At 74.1% G+C, this 19,884-nt stretch carries 12 protein-coding genes and 1 pseudogene; 10 read left to right on the top strand and 3 right to left on the bottom strand.

The window, feature by feature from the left end:
* Positions 1-61: 61 nt before the first annotated feature.
* From AC230_RS10510 to AC230_RS33585, 6 genes and pseudogenes are all read left to right on the top strand, one after another.
* A complete protein-coding gene (locus AC230_RS10510; protein WP_049715798.1) occupies positions 62-2,038 on the top strand; it encodes a S53 family peptidase in 1,977 nt (658 codons plus the stop codon).
* Between the two features lie 248 nt (positions 2,039-2,286).
* Positions 2,287-5,172 carry a leucine--tRNA ligase gene (gene leuS / locus AC230_RS10505; RefSeq protein WP_049715797.1) on the top strand — a complete coding sequence of 962 codons (2,886 nt, stop codon included), beginning with the start codon at positions 2,287-2,289 and terminating at the stop codon, positions 5,170-5,172.
* A gap of 210 nt (positions 5,173-5,382) precedes the next feature.
* Complete coding sequence (locus tag AC230_RS10500) at positions 5,383-6,165, top strand: hypothetical protein (protein WP_049715796.1); 783 nt, start codon at positions 5,383-5,385, stop codon at positions 6,163-6,165.
* A 103-nt stretch (positions 6,166-6,268) separates the two neighbouring features.
* Positions 6,269-7,114: a DegV family protein gene (locus AC230_RS10495; RefSeq protein WP_049715795.1), complete on the top strand. Its 846-nt coding sequence runs from the start codon at positions 6,269-6,271 to the stop codon at positions 7,112-7,114.
* A gap of 607 nt (positions 7,115-7,721) precedes the next feature.
* The gene (locus tag AC230_RS30965) at positions 7,722-8,501 is read left to right on the top strand and encodes a ComEA family DNA-binding protein (RefSeq protein WP_338399788.1); all 780 of its coding nucleotides are present in this window, start codon (positions 7,722-7,724) and stop codon (positions 8,499-8,501) included.
* A pseudogene (locus tag AC230_RS33585) lies at positions 8,498-10,924 on the top strand (ComEC/Rec2 family competence protein); the annotation flags it as partial. The gene AC230_RS30965 and the pseudogene AC230_RS33585, both read left to right, overlap by 4 nt.
* 25 nt (positions 10,925-10,949) lie before the next feature.
* Here the strand turns inward: AC230_RS33585 and AC230_RS33580 are convergent.
* Entirely contained in the window at positions 10,950-11,201 is a 252-nt protein-coding gene (locus AC230_RS33580; protein WP_078871141.1) for a hypothetical protein, read from the bottom strand.
* 89 nt (positions 11,202-11,290) lie between these two features.
* Between AC230_RS33580 and holA the strand changes: the two genes are divergently transcribed.
* A complete protein-coding gene (gene holA / locus AC230_RS33575) occupies positions 11,291-12,289 on the top strand; it encodes a DNA polymerase III subunit delta (protein ID WP_078871140.1) in 999 nt (332 codons plus the stop codon).
* Between the two features lie 192 nt (positions 12,290-12,481).
* Here the strand turns inward: holA and rpsT are convergent, their stop codons facing one another.
* Positions 12,482-12,742, bottom strand: a complete 261-nt coding sequence (rpsT, locus tag AC230_RS10475) for a 30S ribosomal protein S20 (protein ID WP_049715793.1) — start codon at positions 12,740-12,742, stop codon at positions 12,482-12,484.
* Positions 12,743-12,948: 206 nt separating this feature from the next.
* Here rpsT and lepA point away from each other — a divergent pair, with 206 nt between their 5' ends.
* The 3 genes from lepA to hemW all read left to right on the top strand — a co-directional run bounded on the left by lepA (position 12,949) and on the right by hemW (position 18,143).
* Entirely contained in the window at positions 12,949-14,814 is a 1,866-nt protein-coding gene (gene lepA, locus AC230_RS10470; RefSeq protein WP_078871115.1) for a translation elongation factor 4, read from the top strand.
* Between the two features lie 180 nt (positions 14,815-14,994).
* A complete protein-coding gene (locus tag AC230_RS10465; RefSeq protein ID WP_049715791.1) occupies positions 14,995-16,884 on the top strand; it encodes an AMP-dependent synthetase/ligase in 1,890 nt (629 codons plus the stop codon).
* Between the two features lie 26 nt (positions 16,885-16,910).
* Positions 16,911-18,143 carry a radical SAM family heme chaperone HemW gene (gene hemW / locus AC230_RS10460; protein ID WP_049715790.1) on the top strand — a complete coding sequence of 411 codons (1,233 nt, stop codon included), beginning with the start codon at positions 16,911-16,913 and terminating at the stop codon, positions 18,141-18,143.
* Between the two features lie 870 nt (positions 18,144-19,013).
* Here hemW and AC230_RS10455 read toward each other — a convergent pair.
* On the bottom strand, positions 19,014-19,856 hold the full coding sequence (locus tag AC230_RS10455) for a DUF3097 domain-containing protein (protein WP_049715789.1): 843 nt from the start codon (positions 19,854-19,856) through the stop codon (positions 19,014-19,016).
* Positions 19,857-19,884 lie beyond the last annotated feature (28 nt).

Below are 19,884 nucleotides of genomic sequence, written 5' to 3'. Positions count from 1 at the left end.
GTGACCTCCCGTGTGCGCCCCGCGCACACCGCAGCGAACCACTCGCATCGCAGGGGGTTTCATGAGATCACGGCGATCACGCCGTTCCGGAGCACGCGCGGGCCTCTCCCTGGCGGCCGCACTGCCCCTGGTGGCCGGGGCGCTGGCGCTCGGCGCACCCGCCGCCGGCGCCGCCGACGGGCCGCAGGGCCGGCAGGCACTGGCCGGCACCAGGCCGGAGTGGGCCACCGCCCGCGCGGACCGCGGCGCCACCCCGGAGTCGAGGACCGTCACCGCCCGCGTCTACCTCGCCGGCCGGGACGCCCGGGGCCTCGCCGCCTACGCCCGCGCCGTCTCCGACCCCAAGTCGCCCTCGTACGGCAGGTACTTGACGGCGCAGGAGACGCAGAATCGTTTCGGCCCGACCGGCGGCCAGATAGCCGGGGTCACCGGATGGCTGAAGTCCGCGGGCCTGAAGGTGACCGGCACCAACCGCCACTACGTCTCGGTCGCCGGTGACGCCGCCGCCGTCCGCAAGGCGTTCGGCACCCGGCTGCACGACTACGTCAAGGACGGCCGGACGTACCACGCCCCGTCCAGCACCGCCACCGTCCCCGCCTCGGTCGGCGACGCGGTCCTGACCGTCGTGGGCCTCGACGACGCGCCGCGCCGCGCCCACCGCGACGACGAACTGCCCGGCCCGAGCGCCGCGTTCGTCAACTCCGGCCCGTTCTCCACGTACTACGGCTCGAACGTGGACAAGAGCCTCCCGGCGGCCTACGGCGGCCACGCCCCCTACGCGGTCAAGGGTTACACCGGGAAGCAGCTCCGCGCCGCCTACGGGGCGAGGAACTTCACGGGCAAGGGCGTCACCGTCGCGATCACCGACGCGTACGCCTCGCCGACGATCGTCAAGGACATCGAGCAGTACGCGCGGCGCAACGGCGACCGCCCGTACCGCAAGGGCCAGTTCTCCCAGGTGCTGCCCGGCACGTGGACGCACGCCTCGCCCGACGAGTGCGACGCGGCCGGCTGGTACGGCGAGGAGACCCTGGACGTCGAGGCCGTGCACGCCGTGGCCCCCGAGGCGAACATCCTCTACGTGGCCGGAGCCTCCTGCCAGGACGACGACCTGATCGACTCCCTGCACAAGATCGTGGACAACCGGCTGGCCGACATCGTCTCCAACTCCTGGAGCGACGTCGAGAGCCACGAGACCCCCGACGTGGCCGCCGCCTACGACCAGGTCTTCCAGACCGGCGCCGTCGAGGGCATCGGCTTCTACTTCTCCTCCGGAGACGACGGCGACAACGCCCACAAGCACGGGCGGAAGCAGGTCGACACCCCCGCCAACTCCCCCTGGGCCACCTCCGTCGGCGGCACCTCGCTCGCCGTCGGCAAGGGCGACAGGTACCTGTGGGAGACCGGCTGGGGCACCCACCGGGCCGACCTCTCCAAGGACGGCCACGCCTGGGAGGGCTTCCCCGGCGACTTCACCGGCGGCGCCGGCGGCGGCACCAGCAAGCTCTTCGAGCAGCCCTTCTACCAGCGCGGCGTCGTCCCCGACGCGCTCGCCGAGGCGGACGGCGCGACCAAGCCGATGCGCGTCGGCCCCGACATCGCCGCCGTCGCCGACTCGACCACCGGCTTCCTCGTCGGCCAGACCCAGACCTTCCCGGACACGTCCGTGAAGTACGCCGAGTACCGCATCGGCGGCACCTCGCTCGCCGCCCCCGTGATCGCCGGCGTCCAGGCCCTCGCCCAGCAGGCCCGCCACGGCGTCCCGATCGGCTTCGCCAACCCGGCCCTCTACGACCGGTACGGCACCGCCGCGTACCACGACGTCACCGACCACCCGCTCGGGAAGAACCAGGGCATCGGCAACGTCCGCGTCGACTTCGTCAACGGCGTCGACGCCAAGGGCGGCACCACCGTCTCGCTGCGCAGCATGGGTTCCGACAGCTCGCTGTCCGCGACCGTCGGCTACGACGACGTCACCGGCGTCGGCTCCCCGGCCGACGGCTACGTCACCTCCTACGTCCCGCGGCCCCGTCACTGAGCGTCGCCGGGCTCCGCACCTCGGTGCGGGGCCCGGCACCCCTGCGGTAATCTGGGCCCATGCGTGCCGTACGCCTCCTGCTTAGCGAGCCGCGCTGATCAGTGCCGACCGGTGACCCCCGGTCGGAATCGGCGCGGCGTCCCCTCCTGTGCGAGGGGCTTTTTCGTTTCCGCGTCCCTCGGTTTCCGGGGCGCCCGGAGACGCGCTGTCCGCAGGCAGAGACGACGATCGATGGAGCTTTGAGGACGATGAGCGAGACCACAACCGGCGCCGAGGTGGCTGCCCCGCACCGCTACACGGCCGCGCTGGCCGCCGACATCGAGGCACGCTGGCAGGACGTCTGGGACGCCGAGGGGACGTACGAGGCGCCCAACCCGGACGGCGAGCTGGGCGGCGACCCCGAGGCCGTGGCCCGCCCCCGCAAGTTCATCATGGACATGTTCCCGTACCCGTCGGGTGCCGGTCTGCACGTCGGCCACCCGCTGGGCTACATCGCCACCGACGTGACCGCGCGCTACCACCGCATGACCGGCCACAACGTCCTGCACACCCTGGGCTTCGACGCCTTCGGCCTGCCGGCCGAGCAGTACGCCGTGCAGACCGGCACCCACCCCCGGGTGTCCACCGAGGCCAACATGGAGAACATGAAGGCCCAGCTGCGCCGCCTGGGCCTGGGGCACGACAAGCGCCGCTCGTTCGCGACGATCGACCCCGAGTACTACAAGTGGACCCAGTGGATCTTCCTCCAGATCTTCAACTCCTGGTTCGACCCGGAGGCGAAGAAGGCCCGGCCGATCACCGAGCTGGTGGAGCAGTTCGCGAGCGGTGAGCGCGCGACCCCCGACGGGCGCCCCTGGGGCGAGCTGAGCGCCGTCGAGCGCGACGCCGTGCTGGGCGAGTACCGGCTGGCCTACGCCTCCGACGCGCCGGTCAACTGGTGCCCCGGCCTGGGTACCGTCCTGGCCAACGAGGAGGTCACCGCCGACGGCCGCTCCGAGCGCGGCAACTTCCCCGTCTTCAAGTCCAAGCTGCGCCAGTGGAACATGCGGATCACCGCCTACGGCGACCGCCTGCTGGAGGACCTGGACGCGCTGGACTGGCCCGAGGCCATCAAGCTCCAGCAGCGCAACTGGATCGGCCGCAGCGAGGGCGCCCACGTCGACTTCGCGATCGACGGCCGCCTGGACGCGAAGGCCACCGTCTTCACCACCCGCCACGACACCCTCTTCGGCGCCACCTACCTGGTCCTGGCGCCCGAGCACCCGCTGGTCACCGGGGACGGTCACGACTCGGTCGTCCCGGCCGCCTGGCCCGAGGGCACCCACCAGGACTGGACCGGCGGGCACGCCACCCCGGCCGAGGCCGTCGCCGCGTACCGCAAGGAGGCCGCCGCCAAGTCCGACGTCGAGCGGCAGGCCGACGCCAAGGAGAAGACCGGCGTCTTCACCGGCGCGTACGCCGTCAACCCGGTCAGCGGCGAGAAGCTGCCCGTCTTCGTCGCCGACTACGTGCTGATGGGCTACGGCACCGGCGCCATCATGGCCGTCCCCGCCCACGACAGCCGCGACTTCGCCTTCGCCCGCGCCTTCGACCTGCCGATGCGCTGCGTCGTGCAGCCCTCCGACGACCGCGGCACCGACCCGTCCACCTGGGCCGACTCCTTCGACTCGTACGAGGCCGAGATCATCAACTCGGCCGGCCCCGAGGTCTCGCTGGACGGCCTGCTCGTCCCCGAGGCCAAGACCCGTATGGCCGCCTGGCTGACCGAGAAGGGCATCGGCGAGGGCACCGTCAACTTCCGCCTGCGCGACTGGCTGTTCAGCCGCCAGCGCTACTGGGGCGAGCCCTTCCCGATCGTCTACGACGAGGACGGCGTCGCCCACGCGCTGCCCGAGTCGATGCTGCCGCTGGAGCTGCCCGAGGTCGAGGACTACGCCCCGCGCACCTTCGACCCGGACGACGCCGACACCGAGCCCGAGACCCCGCTCTCCCGCAACGAGGAGTGGGTCAACGTCGAGCTGGACCTGGGCGACGGCGTCAAGACCTACCGCCGCGAGACCAACACCATGCCCAACTGGGCCGGTTCGTGCTGGTACGAGCTGCGCTACCTGGATCCGCACAACGACGAGCGGCTGGTCTCCGCCGAGGCCGAGCGCTACTGGATGGGCCCGCGCGAGGGCAAGCCGCACGGCGGCGTCGACCTGTACGTCGGCGGTGCCGAGCACGCCGTGCTGCACCTGCTGTACGCGCGCTTCTGGTCCAAGGTCCTCTTCGACCTGGGGCACATCTCGTCGGCCGAGCCGTTCCACAAGCTCTACAACCAGGGCATGATCCAGGCGTACGTCTACCGCGACGCCCGCGGCATCGCCGTGCCGGCCGCCGAGGTCGAGGAGCGCGACGGCGCCTTCTGGTACCGGGGCGAGAAGGTCTCCCGCCTGCTCGGCAAGATGGGCAAGTCCCTGAAGAACGCGGTCACTCCGGACGAGATCTGCGCGGAGTACGGCGCCGACACCCTGCGCCTGTACGAGATGGCGATGGGCCCGCTGGACGTCTCCCGCCCCTGGGACACCCGTGCCGTCGTCGGCCAGTACCGGCTGCTGCAGCGCCTGTGGCGCAACGTGGTGGACGAGAGCACCGGCGAGGTCACCGTCGTCGACGCCGAGCCGGACGAGGCGACGCTGCGGATCCTGCACAAGACGATCGACGGCGTCGGCCAGGACATGGCCAACCTGCGGTTCAACACGGCCATCGCCAAGGTGACGGAGCTGAACAACCACGTCACCAAGCTGGCGGAGGTGCCGCGTTCGGTCGCCGAGCGGCTGGTGCTGCTGGTCGCGCCGCTGGCCCCGCACATCGCCGAGGAGCTGTGGCACCGCCTGGGCCACACCGACTCGGTCGTGCACCGCGACTTCCCGGTGGCCGACCCGGCCTACCTGGTCGACGAGGCCGTCACCTGCGTCGTCCAGATCAAGGGCAAGGTCAAGGCGCGGCTGGAGGTGCCGCCGTCCATCTCCGACGAGGAGCTGGAGAAGGCCGCGCTGGCCGACCCGGCGGTCGTCGCGGCGCTGGGCGGCGCGGGCATCCGCAAGGTGATCGTGCGGGCGCCGAAGCTGGTGAACATCGTCCCGGCGTAGCGGTTCCGGGGCGGCGGTCCGGGGCGTAGCGGTCCGGGCGTGGCGGTTCGGGCAGCGGTCCCGGCGCGGTGCCCGGCGGGATCCGTCCCCTACGGGTCGGCTGCGGGCAGGTTGGGGGTTCCGCTGGAACCCGCGGCCTGCCCGTGCCGTTTACGGTGGAGAGGTGCGTCGTCGTCATTCTGTTGTCCCGAACCCCGCCGAGGAGCGCCCATGGAAGCCGCGGCCGTGATCGTCGCTCTGGTCTTCGCGGTGCTCGTCGCCCTCGGCGTGGTCGCCACCGTCAAGGCGGTGAAGGCCGTCAAGCGCGGCGTGGACCGCACGGTCGGCCAGGCCCGGCGCACGGTGGAGGACACCCGGCTCAAGGCCCGCCGGTACACCGTGCCGGGCGCGGGCGGCGAGGTCGCCGAGCTGCGGCTGTCCCTGCGCACGACGATGCGGGCCACGCAGGACGCCCTGCGGCTCGGCGTCCGGGAGGACCCGTCGCTCGGTGAGTCCCTCGCCCTCTTCCAGCGGCTGAGCGGGCACGGCCGCGAGCTGGACGAGGAGCTGCGGAGGCTGGAGTCCGAGCCGAACGCCGAGCGGGTGCGGGAGAGCCTGCCCGCCCTCCGGGAGCGCACCGAGCGCATCCGGCACTCCGCGGACTCCCTGCGGTGGGCGGCGCAGGACCGGGCGCGCCGCTTCTCGGACGACGACCTGGCGGACCTGAGCGAGCAGATCAGGATGGAGGCGGGGGCGCTGCGGCACTGGACGCCGGTGGAGGAGGGCGAGCCCTCGGTGTCCTCTCCGTTCTCTCCGTCCTCGGCGTCCTCTTCGTCCCCGGCGTCTTCTCCGTCCCCGGCGTCTTCTCCGTCCACAGCGTCTTCTCCGGGGCCCGCCGCGGAGCGGCCTTCGATAGCGGGGCGGCAGCCGTCGCAGGAGGGCGGACATCCCTGGGAGACCGGCGGGACGCACGGCCGGTTCCAGGACAAGTGGCAGAAGCGGACGGCCGGTTGACGTCTCCGGTCGCGATTCCCCTTCCGCGGTGGTCCCCGGTCTGAAACGATCACCTTCGGGGCCGGGCCGCCCGGCCGGGCGGCGGACGGGTAACCTCCGGGGCATGTCCCGCCATGTCGCCATCGTCACCGATTCCACGGCCTATCTGCCGCCGCAGGCGATGGAGCGGCACGGCATCACGGCCGTACCGCTCACGGTGGTCCTGGGCGATGTCGCCCTCGAGGAGGGCGGCGCGATCTCGGCCCGGTCGGTCGCCCAGGCGCTCCAGAAGCGGCGGCCGGTGACCACCTCCCGGCCCGCCCCCGAGCTGTTCGCGGGGGCCTACCGCGCGGCGGCGGAGGCCGGCGCCGAGGCGGTCGTCTCGCTGCACCTGTCCGCCGAGTTCTCCGGTACGTACGACGCCGCCGTGCTCGCGGCCCGCGAGGCGCCCGTGCCGGTCCGCGTGGTGGACACCGGGATGGTCGCGATGGCGCTGGGCTTCTGCGCCCTGGCCGCCGCCGAGACGGCGCAGGCGGGCGGCACCCCGGACGAGGTGGTGGCCGCCGCCGAGAAGCGCGCCGGGGGCACCTCCGCGTACTTCTACGTCGACACCCTCGACTACCTGCGCAGGGGCGGGCGCATCGGGGCCGCGCAGGCCCTGCTGGGGTCGGCGCTGGCCGTCAAGCCGCTGCTCCAGCTGGAGGGCGGCCGGATCGAACTCCGCGAGAAGGTCCGCACGGCGTCCCGGGCCATCGCGCGCCTGGAGGAGGTCGCCGTCGAACGGGCCGGCACCGCCGCCGTCGACCTCGCGGTCCACCACCTGGCCGCCCCCGACCGCGCCGCCCTCCTGGCGGAACGCCTCCGCGACCGGCTGCCCGGCCTGGGGGAGCTGCACGTGAGCGAGGTCGGCGCCGTCATCGGGGCGCATACGGGGCCGGGGTTGCTGGGTGTGGTGGTGTCGCCGCGGTAGGGCGGGAGGGCGGTGGCGCCGTGGTGGGGTGGTGCGTTGGCTTGGTGGTGCCGTGGTGTGGGGTAGTGGGCGGTGGCGCGGGGCAGCAACGGGCGGTGGCGTGATGGGCGTTGAGCGCGTTCCCCCGGCCGGGTGACGAAGTTATCCACAACTCCCGGCTTTTCCACGGCTTTTCCCCGTGATCGACGGGGACGGGGCGGAAGGCCCTAGCGTCCGCTCCATGACGAACGCATCACTGACCGGACGTGAAACGGCCGAACGCGCGGCGCTGTTGGTGGGGGAGGGGGCGGTGCGGGGAGAGGGGGTCTCCGCGGGCCTTCCCGCCGGTGATCCCGGCGTTGATCCCGCCAGAGATCCCGCCGGTGATCCCGGCGTTGATTCCGCCAGTGACCCCGCTGGTGATCCCGGCGGCGGCCGCGCTGTCGGCGGGAGGGGCGCCACGGGCGCCACGGGCGTCACGGGGGCCGCGGGGGCCGGTGTCCGTGGCCGGGCGCGGGTGCCCGCCCGGGACCGGCCGCCGGGCCGTCCGGTACGGCGGCCGGGGCGCGGCCGTACGCCGCGAAGAGAGGTCCCGCATCCGGCGGGCGGCGGGCACGGGCCGCTCGCGGTGACCGAGGGCGAGCACTCCCCGGGGGCCGGAGACCGGCCCTTCCCGGCTCCCCGGGCCGGGCGGCAGGCCGTCCGGGGCGTCGGCGGGGGCGCCGATCCGCCGCGCGGGGTGCGGCGGTTGGTGCTGTGGGCGCAGGTGCGGTGCGGCATCGAGCCGCGGACGCTCGCGGCGCTGGCGGTCGTGCTGGCCGCCGCCGGCGTCTTCGCCGCGTACCACTTCTGGACGGGGCGCCCCCAGACCGTCAGGGCCCCCGCCCGGGAGGAGCCGGTGGCCGCCGCCGCGCCCCGCGAACGGGGCCGGGCCGCGGCCCCGCCCGCGGCTCCCGCCCCACCGGCCCGGGGCGTGGTGGTGGTCGACGTCTCCGGCAAGGTGCGCCACCCGGGCATCCGGCGGCTGCCGCCCGGATCGCGGGTCGTCGACGCCCTGGAAGCGGCCGGCGGGCCGAGCCCCGGCGTCGACATGACGGGCCTCAACCGGGCGCGGGTGCTCACCGACGGGGAGCAGATCGTGGTCGGCGCCCCGCCCAACGCCCCCGCGCCGGGGGCGAGTCCGGCCGGCGGCCCGCCGCGGCCCGGCGCGGGCGGCGGCCCGGTCAGCCTCAACTCCGCGACGGCGGAACAGCTCGACGCCCTGCCGGGCGTCGGCCCGGTCCTCGCGCGGCACATCGTCGACTACCGCACGGAGCACGGCGGTTTCCGCTCGGTGGAGGAGCTCCGCCGGGTCAACGGCATCGGCGCCCGCCGCTTCGCGGACCTGAGCGCCCTGGTCCAGCCGTGAACGGCGAGCCGCCCGGCCCCGTCCGCCCGGCCGACCTGCGCCTGCCGGTCCTCGCGCTCGCCGCCTGGGCGGGGGCGGCGGCCGCGCTGACGGCGGACGGCGGGACGGTGGCGGCGTGCTGCGCGGCCGCACTCGCGGCGGCCGGCGTCCTGCTGCTCTGTGCCCGCGCCCGCACCCGCGCAGGGGGCGGGCGCGCCGGGGCCGGACCGGTCGCCGTGACGCTCGCCGCCGTGCTGCTCTGCGCGGCGGCCGGCGCGGCCGTCGGCGCGCTGCGGGCGGCGGACGCCCGCCGAGGCCCCCTGCCGGCGCTGGCACGCCGCTACGCGACGGTCACCCTCGACGTGACGGTCACCGGGGATCCGCGCCCCGTCCGGCCGCACGTGCGCGGCGCGGCCCGTACCGCCCCGGCGGTCACGGTCGAGGCGGAGGCGACCCGTGTGACCGCCGCCCCGGGTGGCACGGCACGCGTCCGCACGCCCGTCCTGATCGTCGCCCCGCCCGGCTGGGGCGCGTTGCCGCCGTCCACCCGGCTCAGCGCGTCCGGCCGCCTCGCCCCGCCCTCCCACGACGGGGACCGGCTCGCGGCCGTCCTCCGCGTCCGCGACCACGGCCCGCCCCGCGTCACCGGGCCGCCGACCGCTCTCCAACGGGCGGCGGAACGGCTGCGGGAGGGCCTGCGCAGGGCCACCGACGGACTCGCTCCCGACGCCGCGGCGCTGCTCCCCGGGCTGGTCGTCGGCGACACCTCCCGCATCCCGCCCGATCTGGACGACGCCTTCCGCGCCACGGACCTCACGCACCTGCTGGCCGTCTCCGGCAGCAACCTGACCATCCTCCTCGCCCTGCTGACCGGTCCCGTCCACCTCGCCGCGCGGGCCGAACGCCGGGGCCTGGCCGCCCGGTTGGGGATCCCGCTGCGCTGGACGGCGGTCGCGGGCGGGGCGCTGGTGCTGGGGTTCGTCGTGGTGTGCCGCCCCGAGCCGAGCGTGCTGCGCGCGGCCGCCTGCGGTCTGGTGGCGCTGCTGGCGCTCGGCACGGGACGGCGCCGCACGCTGCTGCCCGCCCTGGCGGCGGCCGTTCTCGTGCTGGTCCTCTGGGATCCGTGGCTGGCGCGGAGTTATGGGTTCCTGCTGTCGGTGCTGGCCACCGGGGCGCTGCTGACGGTCGCCCCGGGCTGGGCGGAGTCCCTGCGCCGGCGGGGCGTCCCGGCGAGGGCCGCCGAGGCGCTCGCGGCGGCCGCCGCCGCGCAGGCCGTGTGCGCGCCGGTGATCGTCGTGCTGTCGTCCCGGGTGAGCCTGGTCGCCGTCCCGTGCAATCTGCTGGCGGAGCTCGCGGTCGCCCCCGCCACCGTCCTCGGCTTCGCCGCGCTGCTGGCCGCCCCGCTCGCCCCGCCCGTCGCCCACGGACTGGCCTGGCTCGCCGGCTGGCCGGCCGCCTGGACGGCCGGGGTGGCCCGTGCCGGCGCGGCCCTGCCCGGGGCCGAGCTGGGCTGGCCGGCCGGCGGGCCGGGAGCGCTGCTCATGGCGGCGGCCACGGTGCTCGGGGTGTTCGCCGTGCGCCGCCTGCTGCGGCGCGGGCGGCCCGGCCGGTGGACGTGCGCGGCCGGCGCGCTGCTGCTCGTCCTGGCGGTCCTGCGCCCGGCCCCGCTGGACCGGGCGGTCACCGGCTGGCCCCCGCCGGACTGGCGGTTCGCCGCCTGTGACGTCGGCCAGGGCGACGCCCTGGCGCTGGCCGCGGGCGGCGGCGCCGCCCTCGTCGTGGACGCGGGCCCCGAGCCCGCGGCCGTCGACCGCTGTCTGCGCGCCCTCGGTGTGGAGACGGTGCCACTGCTGGTGCTGACGCACTACCACGCGGACCATGTGGACGGGCTGCCCGGCGTGCTGCGCGGCAGGCCGGTCGGGGCGATCGAGGGCACCCCGCTCCAGGAGCCCGCGGAACGGGCCTCGTTCGTCCGGCGCGCGGCCGGACGGGCCCGCGTCCCGGTGGTCACCGTCACCCCCGGCGAGCGCCGCCGGCTCGGACCCCTGTCCTGGGAGGTGCTCTGGCCCCCGGCCCCGGGGACCGTCCCCGAGGCGGAGACCGGGCCCAACGACGCCAGCATCACGCTCCTCGTGCGCACCGCCGGCCTGACCCTGCTCCTGCTCGGCGACCTCGAACCGCCCGCCCAGCACGCCCTGTTGACGGCCCACCCCGGGCTGCCCCCGGTGGACGTCCTCAAGGTCGCCCACCACGGCTCCGCCCACCAGGACCCGGAGCTGACGGGCCGGCTGGCCCCCCGGCTCGCCGTGGTGTCGGCGGGCGCGGGCAACCCCTACGGGCACCCCGCCCCGCGCACGCTCGCCGCGCTGCGCGCCGGGGGCGCCGCGGTGCTGCGCACCGACACCGACGGCCCGGTCGCCGTGACGGGGACGGCCACCGCCGTCCTCGGCGGCACCGGCGCGGGCGGAGTCACTCCACCTCGACCCAGCCGTCGTACTCCTCGGCCAGCTCGCGCAGGGCCACCGTGTCCAGGGTGCCGTCCGGGTCCTCCAGGACCACCAGCCACTGGGCGTCCTCCGCGTCGTCCTCCCCGGCCAGTGCCTCCCGGACGATCTGCGGCTCCTCGTCCAGGCCGAAACGCTCGCCGGCCAGCTCGGCCGCCTCCTCGGCGGCGTCCCGGTCGGGGAGCACCAGCAGATGGCGGCGGTGGGCCGGATACACGGCGTCGGAGGGGAAGGAAGCGCTGCTCACCCGCTCATTGTGCGACAGGGTCCGGGCCTCGGCGGAGGGGGGTGTCGGTAGCGCGTGGGATGCTGGACGCGATGGCCAGGAAGACTGCAAACGACGACGTCCTCGCTCCCGTGACCCTCGCCGTGGGGCAGGAGGAACTCCTCCTCGACCGCGCCGTGCGGGAGGTGGTGGCGGCCGCCCGCGCGGCCGACGCGGACACCGACGTCCGCGACCTCACCCCCGACGCCCTCCAGCCCGGCACCCTCGCCGAGCTGACCAGCCCGTCGCTGTTCGCCGAGCGCAAGGTCGTGGTCGTGCGCAACGCGCAGGACCTCTCGGCGGACACGGTCAAGGACGTCAAGGCGTACCTCGCGGCCCCCGCCGAGGAGATCACCCTCGTGCTGCTCCACGCCGGCGGCGCCAAGGGCAAGGGCCTGCTGGACGCGGCCCGCAAGGCCGGTGCCCGGGAGGTCGCCTGCGCGAAGATGACCAAGCCGGCGGACCGGCTGGCGTTCGTCCGGGGCGAGTTCCGCGCCTTCGGCCGCTCGGCGACGCCGGAGGCCTGCCAGGCCCTCGTGGACGCCATCGGCAGCGACCTGCGTGAGCTGGCCAGCGCCTGTGCGCAGCTGGTGGCCGACATCGAGGGCGTGATCGACGAGGCCGTCGTCGGCCGGTACTACACGGGCCGGGCGGAGGCGTCCAGCTTCACCGTCGCCGACCGCGCGGTCGAGGGGCGGGCCGCGGAGGCCCTGGAGGCCCTCCGCTGGGCGATGGCGACCGGCGTCGCCCCCGTCCTGATCACCAGCGCCCTCGCCCAGGGCGTCCGTTCGATCGGCAAGCTGGCCTCCGCCCCGCGCGGCGCCCGCCCCGGCGACCTGGCCCGCGAGCTCGGCATGCCGCCCTGGAAGATCGACCGCGTCCGGCAGCAGATGCGGGGCTGGACGGCCGACGGCGTGGCCGCGGCCCTCCGCGCCGTCGCCGAGGCCGACGCGGGCGTCAAGGGCGGCGGCGACGACCCCGAGTACGCCCTGGAGAAGGCGGTGGTGGCGGTCGCGCGGGCGGCGCGGGCACGCGGGTAGCGGGTCCGGGGCAGACACAACGGAGGCCCGGCGTCTGCCCCGGGGAAAGGGCAGAGGCCGGGCCTCCGAAAAGATCACGAGCCGAAGGCTCAAGCGCCGCACCCGCGTGGCGAACGACCGTGTGCGGCAGGTTGCCGACCAGGAGCGGTTGAGAGGGTCCGCTGAATCCCGACCGGCGGCAGGGCCGGAGCCTTACTTGGCGGCGACCAGCTTCGCCAGCGCCGACTTCTTGTTGGCGGCGGCGTTCTTGTGGATGACGCCCTTGCTGGCGGCCTTGTCGAGCTTCTTGCCGGCCAGGCGCACCGCGGCGACGGCCTTCTCGGCGTCACCGGCGGCGATGGCCTCGCGGGCCGAGCGGATGGCGGTCTTGACCGAGGACTTGACGGCCTTGTTGCGCAGGCGCGCCTTCTCGTTGGTCTTGTTCCGCTTGATCTGGGACTTGATGTTCGCCACGAAAAGAGCCTTTTCAGGTTCGTTGGATGTCAAGAGCGTGCCCCGCGCATGAGAGGGTCGCGAAGCACAGTGGTCCAGGCTACCAGCAGGATCCGCACCCTCCCAAACCGGACGGTGGCGCCCGCTCATGGGACCATGGAGGCGTCGTATACCCGACTCCCGCCGAGGCTGGCGTGCAAACGCCGAAGTCACCGAATGGATCCTGCGTGCCCGCGACCCCTACCAACGTGCCCGAGCCGAGCCGTACCGACCCGGCTCTGATCCGCAACTTCTGCATCATCGCGCACATCGACCACGGCAAGTCGACGCTCGCCGACCGGATGCTCCAGCTGACCGGTGTGGTCGACCAGCGGCAGATGCGTGCGCAGTACCTCGACCGGATGGACATCGAGCGCGAGCGCGGCATCACGATCAAGTCGCAGGCGGTCCGCCTGCCCTGGGCACCGACCGAGGACGAGTCGGGGACGACTCACATCCTCAACATGATCGACACCCCGGGCCACGTCGACTTCACCTACGAGGTCTCCCGCTCCCTCGCCGCGTGCGAGGGCTGCATCCTCCTGGTGGACGCCGCCCAGGGCATCGAGGCCCAGACCCTCGCCAACCTCTACCTGGCGATGGAGAACGACCTCACGATCATCCCGGTGCTCAACAAGATCGACCTGCCGGCCGCCCAGCCGGAGAAGTTCGCCGCCGAGCTGGCGAACCTCGTCGGCTGCGACCCGTCCGACGTCCTCAAGGTCTCCGCCAAGACCGGCGTCGGCGTCCCCGAGCTGCTCGACCGCGTCGTCCGCGACGTCCCGGCCCCGGTCGGCGTCAAGGACGCCCCCGCCCGTGCGATGATCTTCGACTCGGTCTACGACGCGTACCGGGGCGTCGTGACGTACGTCAAGGTCGTCGACGGCACGCTGAGCAAGCGCGAGCGCATCAAGATGATGTCCACCGGCGCGGCCCACGAGCTCTTGGAGATCGGCACCAACTCGCCCGAGATGCTGCCCGCCGACGGCCTCTCCGTCGGCGAGGTGGGCTATCTGATCACGGGTGTGAAGGACGTCCGCCAGTCCAAGGTGGGTGACACGATCACCCAGTTCCAGGGCGGTGCCACCGAGCCGCTGGGCGGCTACAAGGACCCGAAGCCGATGGTCTTCTCGGGCCTGTACCCGCTGGACGGCTCGGACTACCCGGAGCTGCGCGAGGCCCTCGACAAGCTCCAGCTCAACGACGCCGCCCTGGTCTACGAGCCGGAGACCTCCGCCGCGCTCGGCTTCGGCTTCCGCGTCGGCTTCCTGGGCCTGCTGCACCTGGAGGTCATCCGCGAGCGCCTGGAGCGCGAGTTCGGCCTCGACCTGATCGCCACCGCGCCCAACGTGATCTACCGCGTCCTCATGGAGGACGGCACCGAGCACGAGGTCACCAACCCCAGCGAGTTCCCCACCGGGAAGATCGCCGAGGTGCACGAGCCGGTCGTCCGGGCCACGATCCTGGCGCCCAGCGAGTTCATCGGCGCGATCATGGAGCTGTGCCAGACCCGCCGCGGTGTCCTGATGGGCATGGACTACCTCTCCGAGGACCGCGTCGAGATCCGCTACACGCTGCCCCTCGCCGAGGTCGTCTTCGACTTCTTCGACCAGCTCAAGTCCAAGACCCGCGGCTACGCGTCGCTGGACTACGAGCCCACCGGCGAGCAGATCTCCGACCTGGTCAAGGTCGACATCCTGCTGCACGGCGACAAGGTCGACGCGTTCTCCGCGATCACGCACAAGGACAAGGCGTACGCGTACGGCGTCCGGCTCGTCGCCAAGCTGCGCGAGCTCATCCCGCGGCAGAACTTCGAGGTGCCCATCCAGGCCGCCATCGGCTCCCGCGTCATCGCCCGCGAGACCGTCCGCGCCATCCGCAAGGACGTCCTCGCCAAGTGCTACGGCGGTGACATCTCCCGCAAGCGGAAGCTGCTGGAGAAGCAGAAGGAGGGCAAGAAGCGCATGAAGATGGTCGGCAGCGTGGAGGTGCCCCAGGAGGCCTTCATCGCGGTGCTGTCCACGGACGACAGCGGCGGCGAGAAGAAGAAGTAGCGGCCGCCCGCGACCGCTCGTGGGAATGCCCGTCCCCGCACCGGGGGCGGGCATTTTCCGTGCCGCCGCGGGTACGGGGGTCACGTCCCCTTACGTGACGGGCGCATGGCCTCTACTCTGATCACTGCTCCAAGGTTACTCACGAGTCACCCAGCAACGAGGCGGGCCCCGGAGGATGCCGTGACCGACGCACAGTCCCTGATCGACAACCGGCCGCCCTCCGTGGCGACGCTCTTCCTCGACCGCGTCGAGGCGACCCCCGACGCCGAGGCGTACCGCCACCCCGTCCCCTCCCTCGGCGGCCGCGGCCCCTCCGCCTGGGTCTCCATGACCTGGCGGGAGGCCGCCGAACGGGTCTTCGCCGTCGCCGCCGGCCTCGTCGAGCTGGGCATCGAGCCCCAGCAGCGGGTGGCGCTCGCCTCCAGCACCCGGCTGGAGTGGATACTCGCCGACCTCGGCATCCTCTGCTCGGGCGCCGCCACCACCCCGATCTACCCCAGCACCAACGCCGAGGAGTCGGCGTACATGCTCTCCGACTCCGAGAGCCGCGTGCTGATCGCCGAGAACGCCGCCCAGCTCGCCAAGGCCCGCGAGCAGCGGGACGAACTCCCGCACCTGGCCCACGTGGTGGTGATCGACGAGGCCGACGCCGTCGCCGCCGAGGGCGACCCGGACGGCTGGGTGCTCTCCCTCGCCGAGCTCGAACGGCGCGGCGCCGCACGGCTGGAGAAGACCCCCGGGCTGGTGAAGGAGCGCGTCGCCGCCCTGCGCGCCGACCAACTCGCCACGCTCATCTACACCTCGGGCACCACCGGCCGCCCCAAGGGCGTCTGTCTCGCGCACGACGCCTGGTCGTACATGGCCCGCGCCATCGAGGCCACCGGGCTCGCCCGCCCCGACGACGTCCAGTACCTGTGGCTGCCGCTCGCCCACGTCTTCGGCAAGGTGCTGACCGCCGGGCACATCGCGCTGGGCCACGTCACCGCCGTGGACGGCCGCCAGGACAAGATCATCGAGAATCTGCCGGTCGTCCGGCCGACCTATATGGCCGCCGTCCCCCGGGTCTTCGAGAAGGTCTACAACGGCGTCGCCGCCAAGGCCCGCGAAGCCGGCGGGCTCAAGTACCGGATCTTCCGCTGGGCCGCCGACACGGCCCGCGAGTACGCGCGGGTCTCCCAGGACAACTTCCGCCGCACCGGCAGCCGTTCGGTCCCCTTCGGGCTCGCCGTCCGGCACCGGGCCGCCGACGTGCTCGTCTACGCCAAGATCCGCGAGGCGTTCGGCGGCCGGCTGCGCGCCTGCATCTCCGGGGCCTCCGGCCTCGCCCCCGACATCGGCTTCTTCTTCTCCGGCGCCGGCATCCACATCCTGGAGGGCTACGGCCTCACCGAGACCAGCGCCGCCAGCTTCGTCAACCCCGGCGAGGCGTACCGCACCGGCACCGTCGGCAAGCCCGTGCCCGGCACCGAGGTCCGCATCGCGGACGACGGCGAGGTGCTGCTGCGCAGCCCCGGCGTCATGACGGGCTACCACGGCCAGCCCGAGCGCACCGCCGAAGTCCTCGAACCCGACGGCTGGTTCCACACCGGCGACATCGGCGAACTGTCGCCCGACGGCTTCCTGCGCATCACCGACCGCAAGAAGGACCTGATCAAGACCTCCGGCGGGAAGTACGTCGCGCCCGCCGAGATCGAGGGCCGCTTCAAGGGCATCTGCCCCTTCGTCTCCCACATCCTGGTGCACGGCGCCGACCGCAACTACTGCACCGCCCTGATCGCCCTCGACGAGCCCTCGATCCTCAAGTGGGCCGCCGACCACGGCCTCGGCGGCCGGACGTACGCCGAAGTGGTCGCCGCCCCGCAGACCAACGAGCTGATCGACGCGTACGTGCGGCGGCTCAACGACGGCCTCCAGCGCTGGCAGACGATCAAGAAGTTCCGGCTGCTGCCGAGGGAGCTGGACGTGGAGCACGGCGAGCTCACGCCGAGCCTCAAGCTCAAGCGGCCGGCGGTCGAGCGCACCTACAAGGACCTGATCGAGGAGATGTACGAGGGCGCCCGGGAGGCCTGACCGTCCGGATGACGGACAATGGGCTCATGCCTTCCGCACTGCCCGACGGCGAGCCCATGCCCGAGGACGGGTCGCTGCCCCGCCCTGCCCTCGACGGCTCCGGGCAGCGCCCGCTCGGCTTCTACCTGCACGTTCCCTACTGCGCCACCCGCTGCGGGTACTGCGACTTCAACACCTACACCGCGAGCGAGCTGCGCGGCTCCGGCGGCGCGCTCGCCTCCCGGGAGACCTACGCCGGCACCGTCGCCGAGGAGATCCGCCTCGCGCGCAAGGTCCTCGGCGACGACCCGCGCCCCGTCGAGACCGTCTTCGTCGGCGGCGGCACGCCGACGCTGCTGCCCGCGGCGGACCTGGGCCGCATGCTGGCCGTCATCCGCGACGAGTTCGGGCTGGCGCCCGGCGCCGAGGTCACCACCGAGGCCAACCCGGACTCCGTCGACCCCCGCTACCTCGCGGAGCTGCGCGAGGCCGGCTTCAACCGGGTCTCCTTCGGCATGCAGAGCGCCCGGCGGCACGTGCTGAAGGTCCTCGACCGCACGCACACCCCCGGCCGCCCCGAGGCGTGCGTGGCCGAGGCCCGCGCGGCCGGGTTCGACCACGTCAACCTGGACCTGATCTACGGCACGCCCGGGGAGTCGGACGACGACTGGCGGGCGTCGCTGGACGCGGTGATCGGCGCCGGGCCGGACCACGTCTCCGCCTACGCGCTGATCGTCGAGGAGGGCACGCGGCTCGCCCGCCGCATCCGCCGCGGCGAGATCCCGATGACGGACGACGACGTCCACGCCGACCGCTACCTCATCGCCGAGGAGACGCTCTCCGCGGCCGGCTTCCACTGGTACGAGGTCTCCAACTGGGCCACGACCGAGGCCGGGCGCTGCCGCCACAACGAGCTGTACTGGCGCGGGGCCGACTGGTGGGGCGCGGGGCCCGGCGCCCACTCGCACGTCGGCGGTGTCCGCTGGTGGAACGTCAAGCACCCCGGCGCCTACGCCCAGGCCCTGAGCGAGGGCCGCTCCCCCGGCGCGGGGCGCGAACTCCTCTCCGCCGAGGACCGCCGCGTCGAGCGCGTCCTCCTCGAACTCCGCCTCGCGGACGGCTGCCCGCTCTCCCTCCTCCGCCCCGCCGGTGCGGCGGCCGCGGCGCGCGCCTTGTCGGACGGCCTCCTCGAAGCCGGCCCCTACGCGGAGGGGCGCGCCGTGCTGACGCTGCGGGGTCGGCTACTCGCCGACGCCGTAGTCCGCGACCTGGTGGATTGAGCCCCGGCCCCGCCCCCCAACCCACTTCCTCAGGGGCTGCGCCCCTGCGCCAGTTCGCCGGCGCGGGGGGCGCTCCGTGCCGCGGGGCGCGGGGCGGCGCTTCGCGCGGGTGAGGGCGCCCTCCGCGCCGGGGTGGGACAGCGCTTCGTGCGGGGGCGGGGCTCCACCCCCGCACCTCATCGGGGGCTGCGCCCCCTGGACCCCGCCTCGGGGCTGTGCTCCCTTGGATTTTGCTTTGGCCGGGCTTTGCTTTGGCGCTGCGCCCCCGCGGGTCCGCAACCGCGCTTCGCGCGGTTGTCCTGCGGACGGCCTGGTGCCCCTGTCCCGCCCTTTCACCGTTTCTGCGCGCTGCCGCGCGGGGCAGTGCGGCTTCGCCGCATTCGTCTTCCAACTCCAGAGGGGTACCCCCAGGACGGGCTGAACATCAGCCCGTCCTGGGGGTACCCCTCTGGGGGAGCTTGAGGACGAGCGGCGCGGCCGCGATCGGGGGTGCAGGGGGCGCAGCCCCCGCCCACGCGCGGAGCGCAGGTTCCGGGGGCCAGGGGGCGCAGGGGCGCAGCCCCGCTCCAACCGCGCGGAACACGCTCCCGCGGGGCCAGGGGACGTAGCCCCGAGGTGGGGTGCAGAGGCGCAGCCCCGCTCCAACCGTGCGAAGCACGGTCCTGTGGAGGCCAGGGGACGCAGCCCCGGTGGGGTGCAGGGGGCGCAGCCCCCGCCCACGCGCGGAGCGCGTGTTCCGGGGGGCCAGGGGGCGCAGCCCCCGACGGGGCGCGAGGGCGCAGCCCCCCGCCGCGCGGAGCGCGGTTCCCGGGCGAGGGGCGGAGCCCCGGGGAAACGGTGAAAGGGCGGGGCGGGGGCAAGCGAGAACGCTCAGCCCACCCCCGGCGCCGTGACGAAATCGATCAACTCCTCCACCCTCCCCAGCAGCGCCGGCTCAAGATCCTTGTACGAGCGCACGCTCGACAGGATCCGCTGCCACGCGGCCCCGGTATGCGGCGGCCAACCCAGCGCCGCACACACCCCCCGCTTCCAGTCCTGCCCCCGCGGCACGGAGGGCCACCCGGGAATCCCCACCGAGGCCGGTTTCACGGCCTCCCAGACGTCCACGTACGGGTGGCCGACGACGAGGACGTGCGGATCGGTCACGGAGGCCGCGATCCGCGACTCCTTCGAGCCGGGCACCAGGTGGTCCACCAGCACCCCGAGCCGCGCGTCCGGCCCGGGGGCGAAGGAGCGGACGAGGGCGGGGAGGTCGTCGACGCCCTCGAGGTACTCGACGACGACGCCCTCGATGCGCAGGTCGTCGCCCCACACCCGCTCCACGAGCTCCGCGTCGTGCCGCCCCTCGACGTAGATGCGCCCGGCCCGGGCCACCCGGGCCCGCGCGCCGGGGACGGCGAGGGAGCCGGACGCCGTACGGGCCGGACCGCCGCCCGAGGAGGGCGAGGAGGGCGCGGAGGGCCGGACGAGGGTCACGACCCGCCCCTCCAGCAGGAAGCCCCGCGGTGACAGCGGGAAGACGCGGTGCTTCCCGAAGCGGTCCTCCAGCGTCACCACCGGCCCCTGCGCCGTCTTCTCGCACCGCACCACCGCCCCGCAGAAGCCGGTCGTGACCTCCTCGACGACGAGGTCCGCGTCCGCCGGCACCTCGGGGACGGCGGTGTTCCGCTTCCACGGCGGGGTCAGGTCGGGATCGTACTGTCGGCTGCGCACCCGCCGACGATAGGAAAAACCCGGCGCC

The sequence above is a fragment of the Streptomyces caatingaensis genome, from assembly GCF_001187435.1.
Lineage (GTDB): Bacteria > Actinomycetota > Actinomycetes > Streptomycetales > Streptomycetaceae > Streptomyces > Streptomyces caatingaensis.
This window is presented reverse-complemented; position numbering and strand designations above follow the sequence as displayed.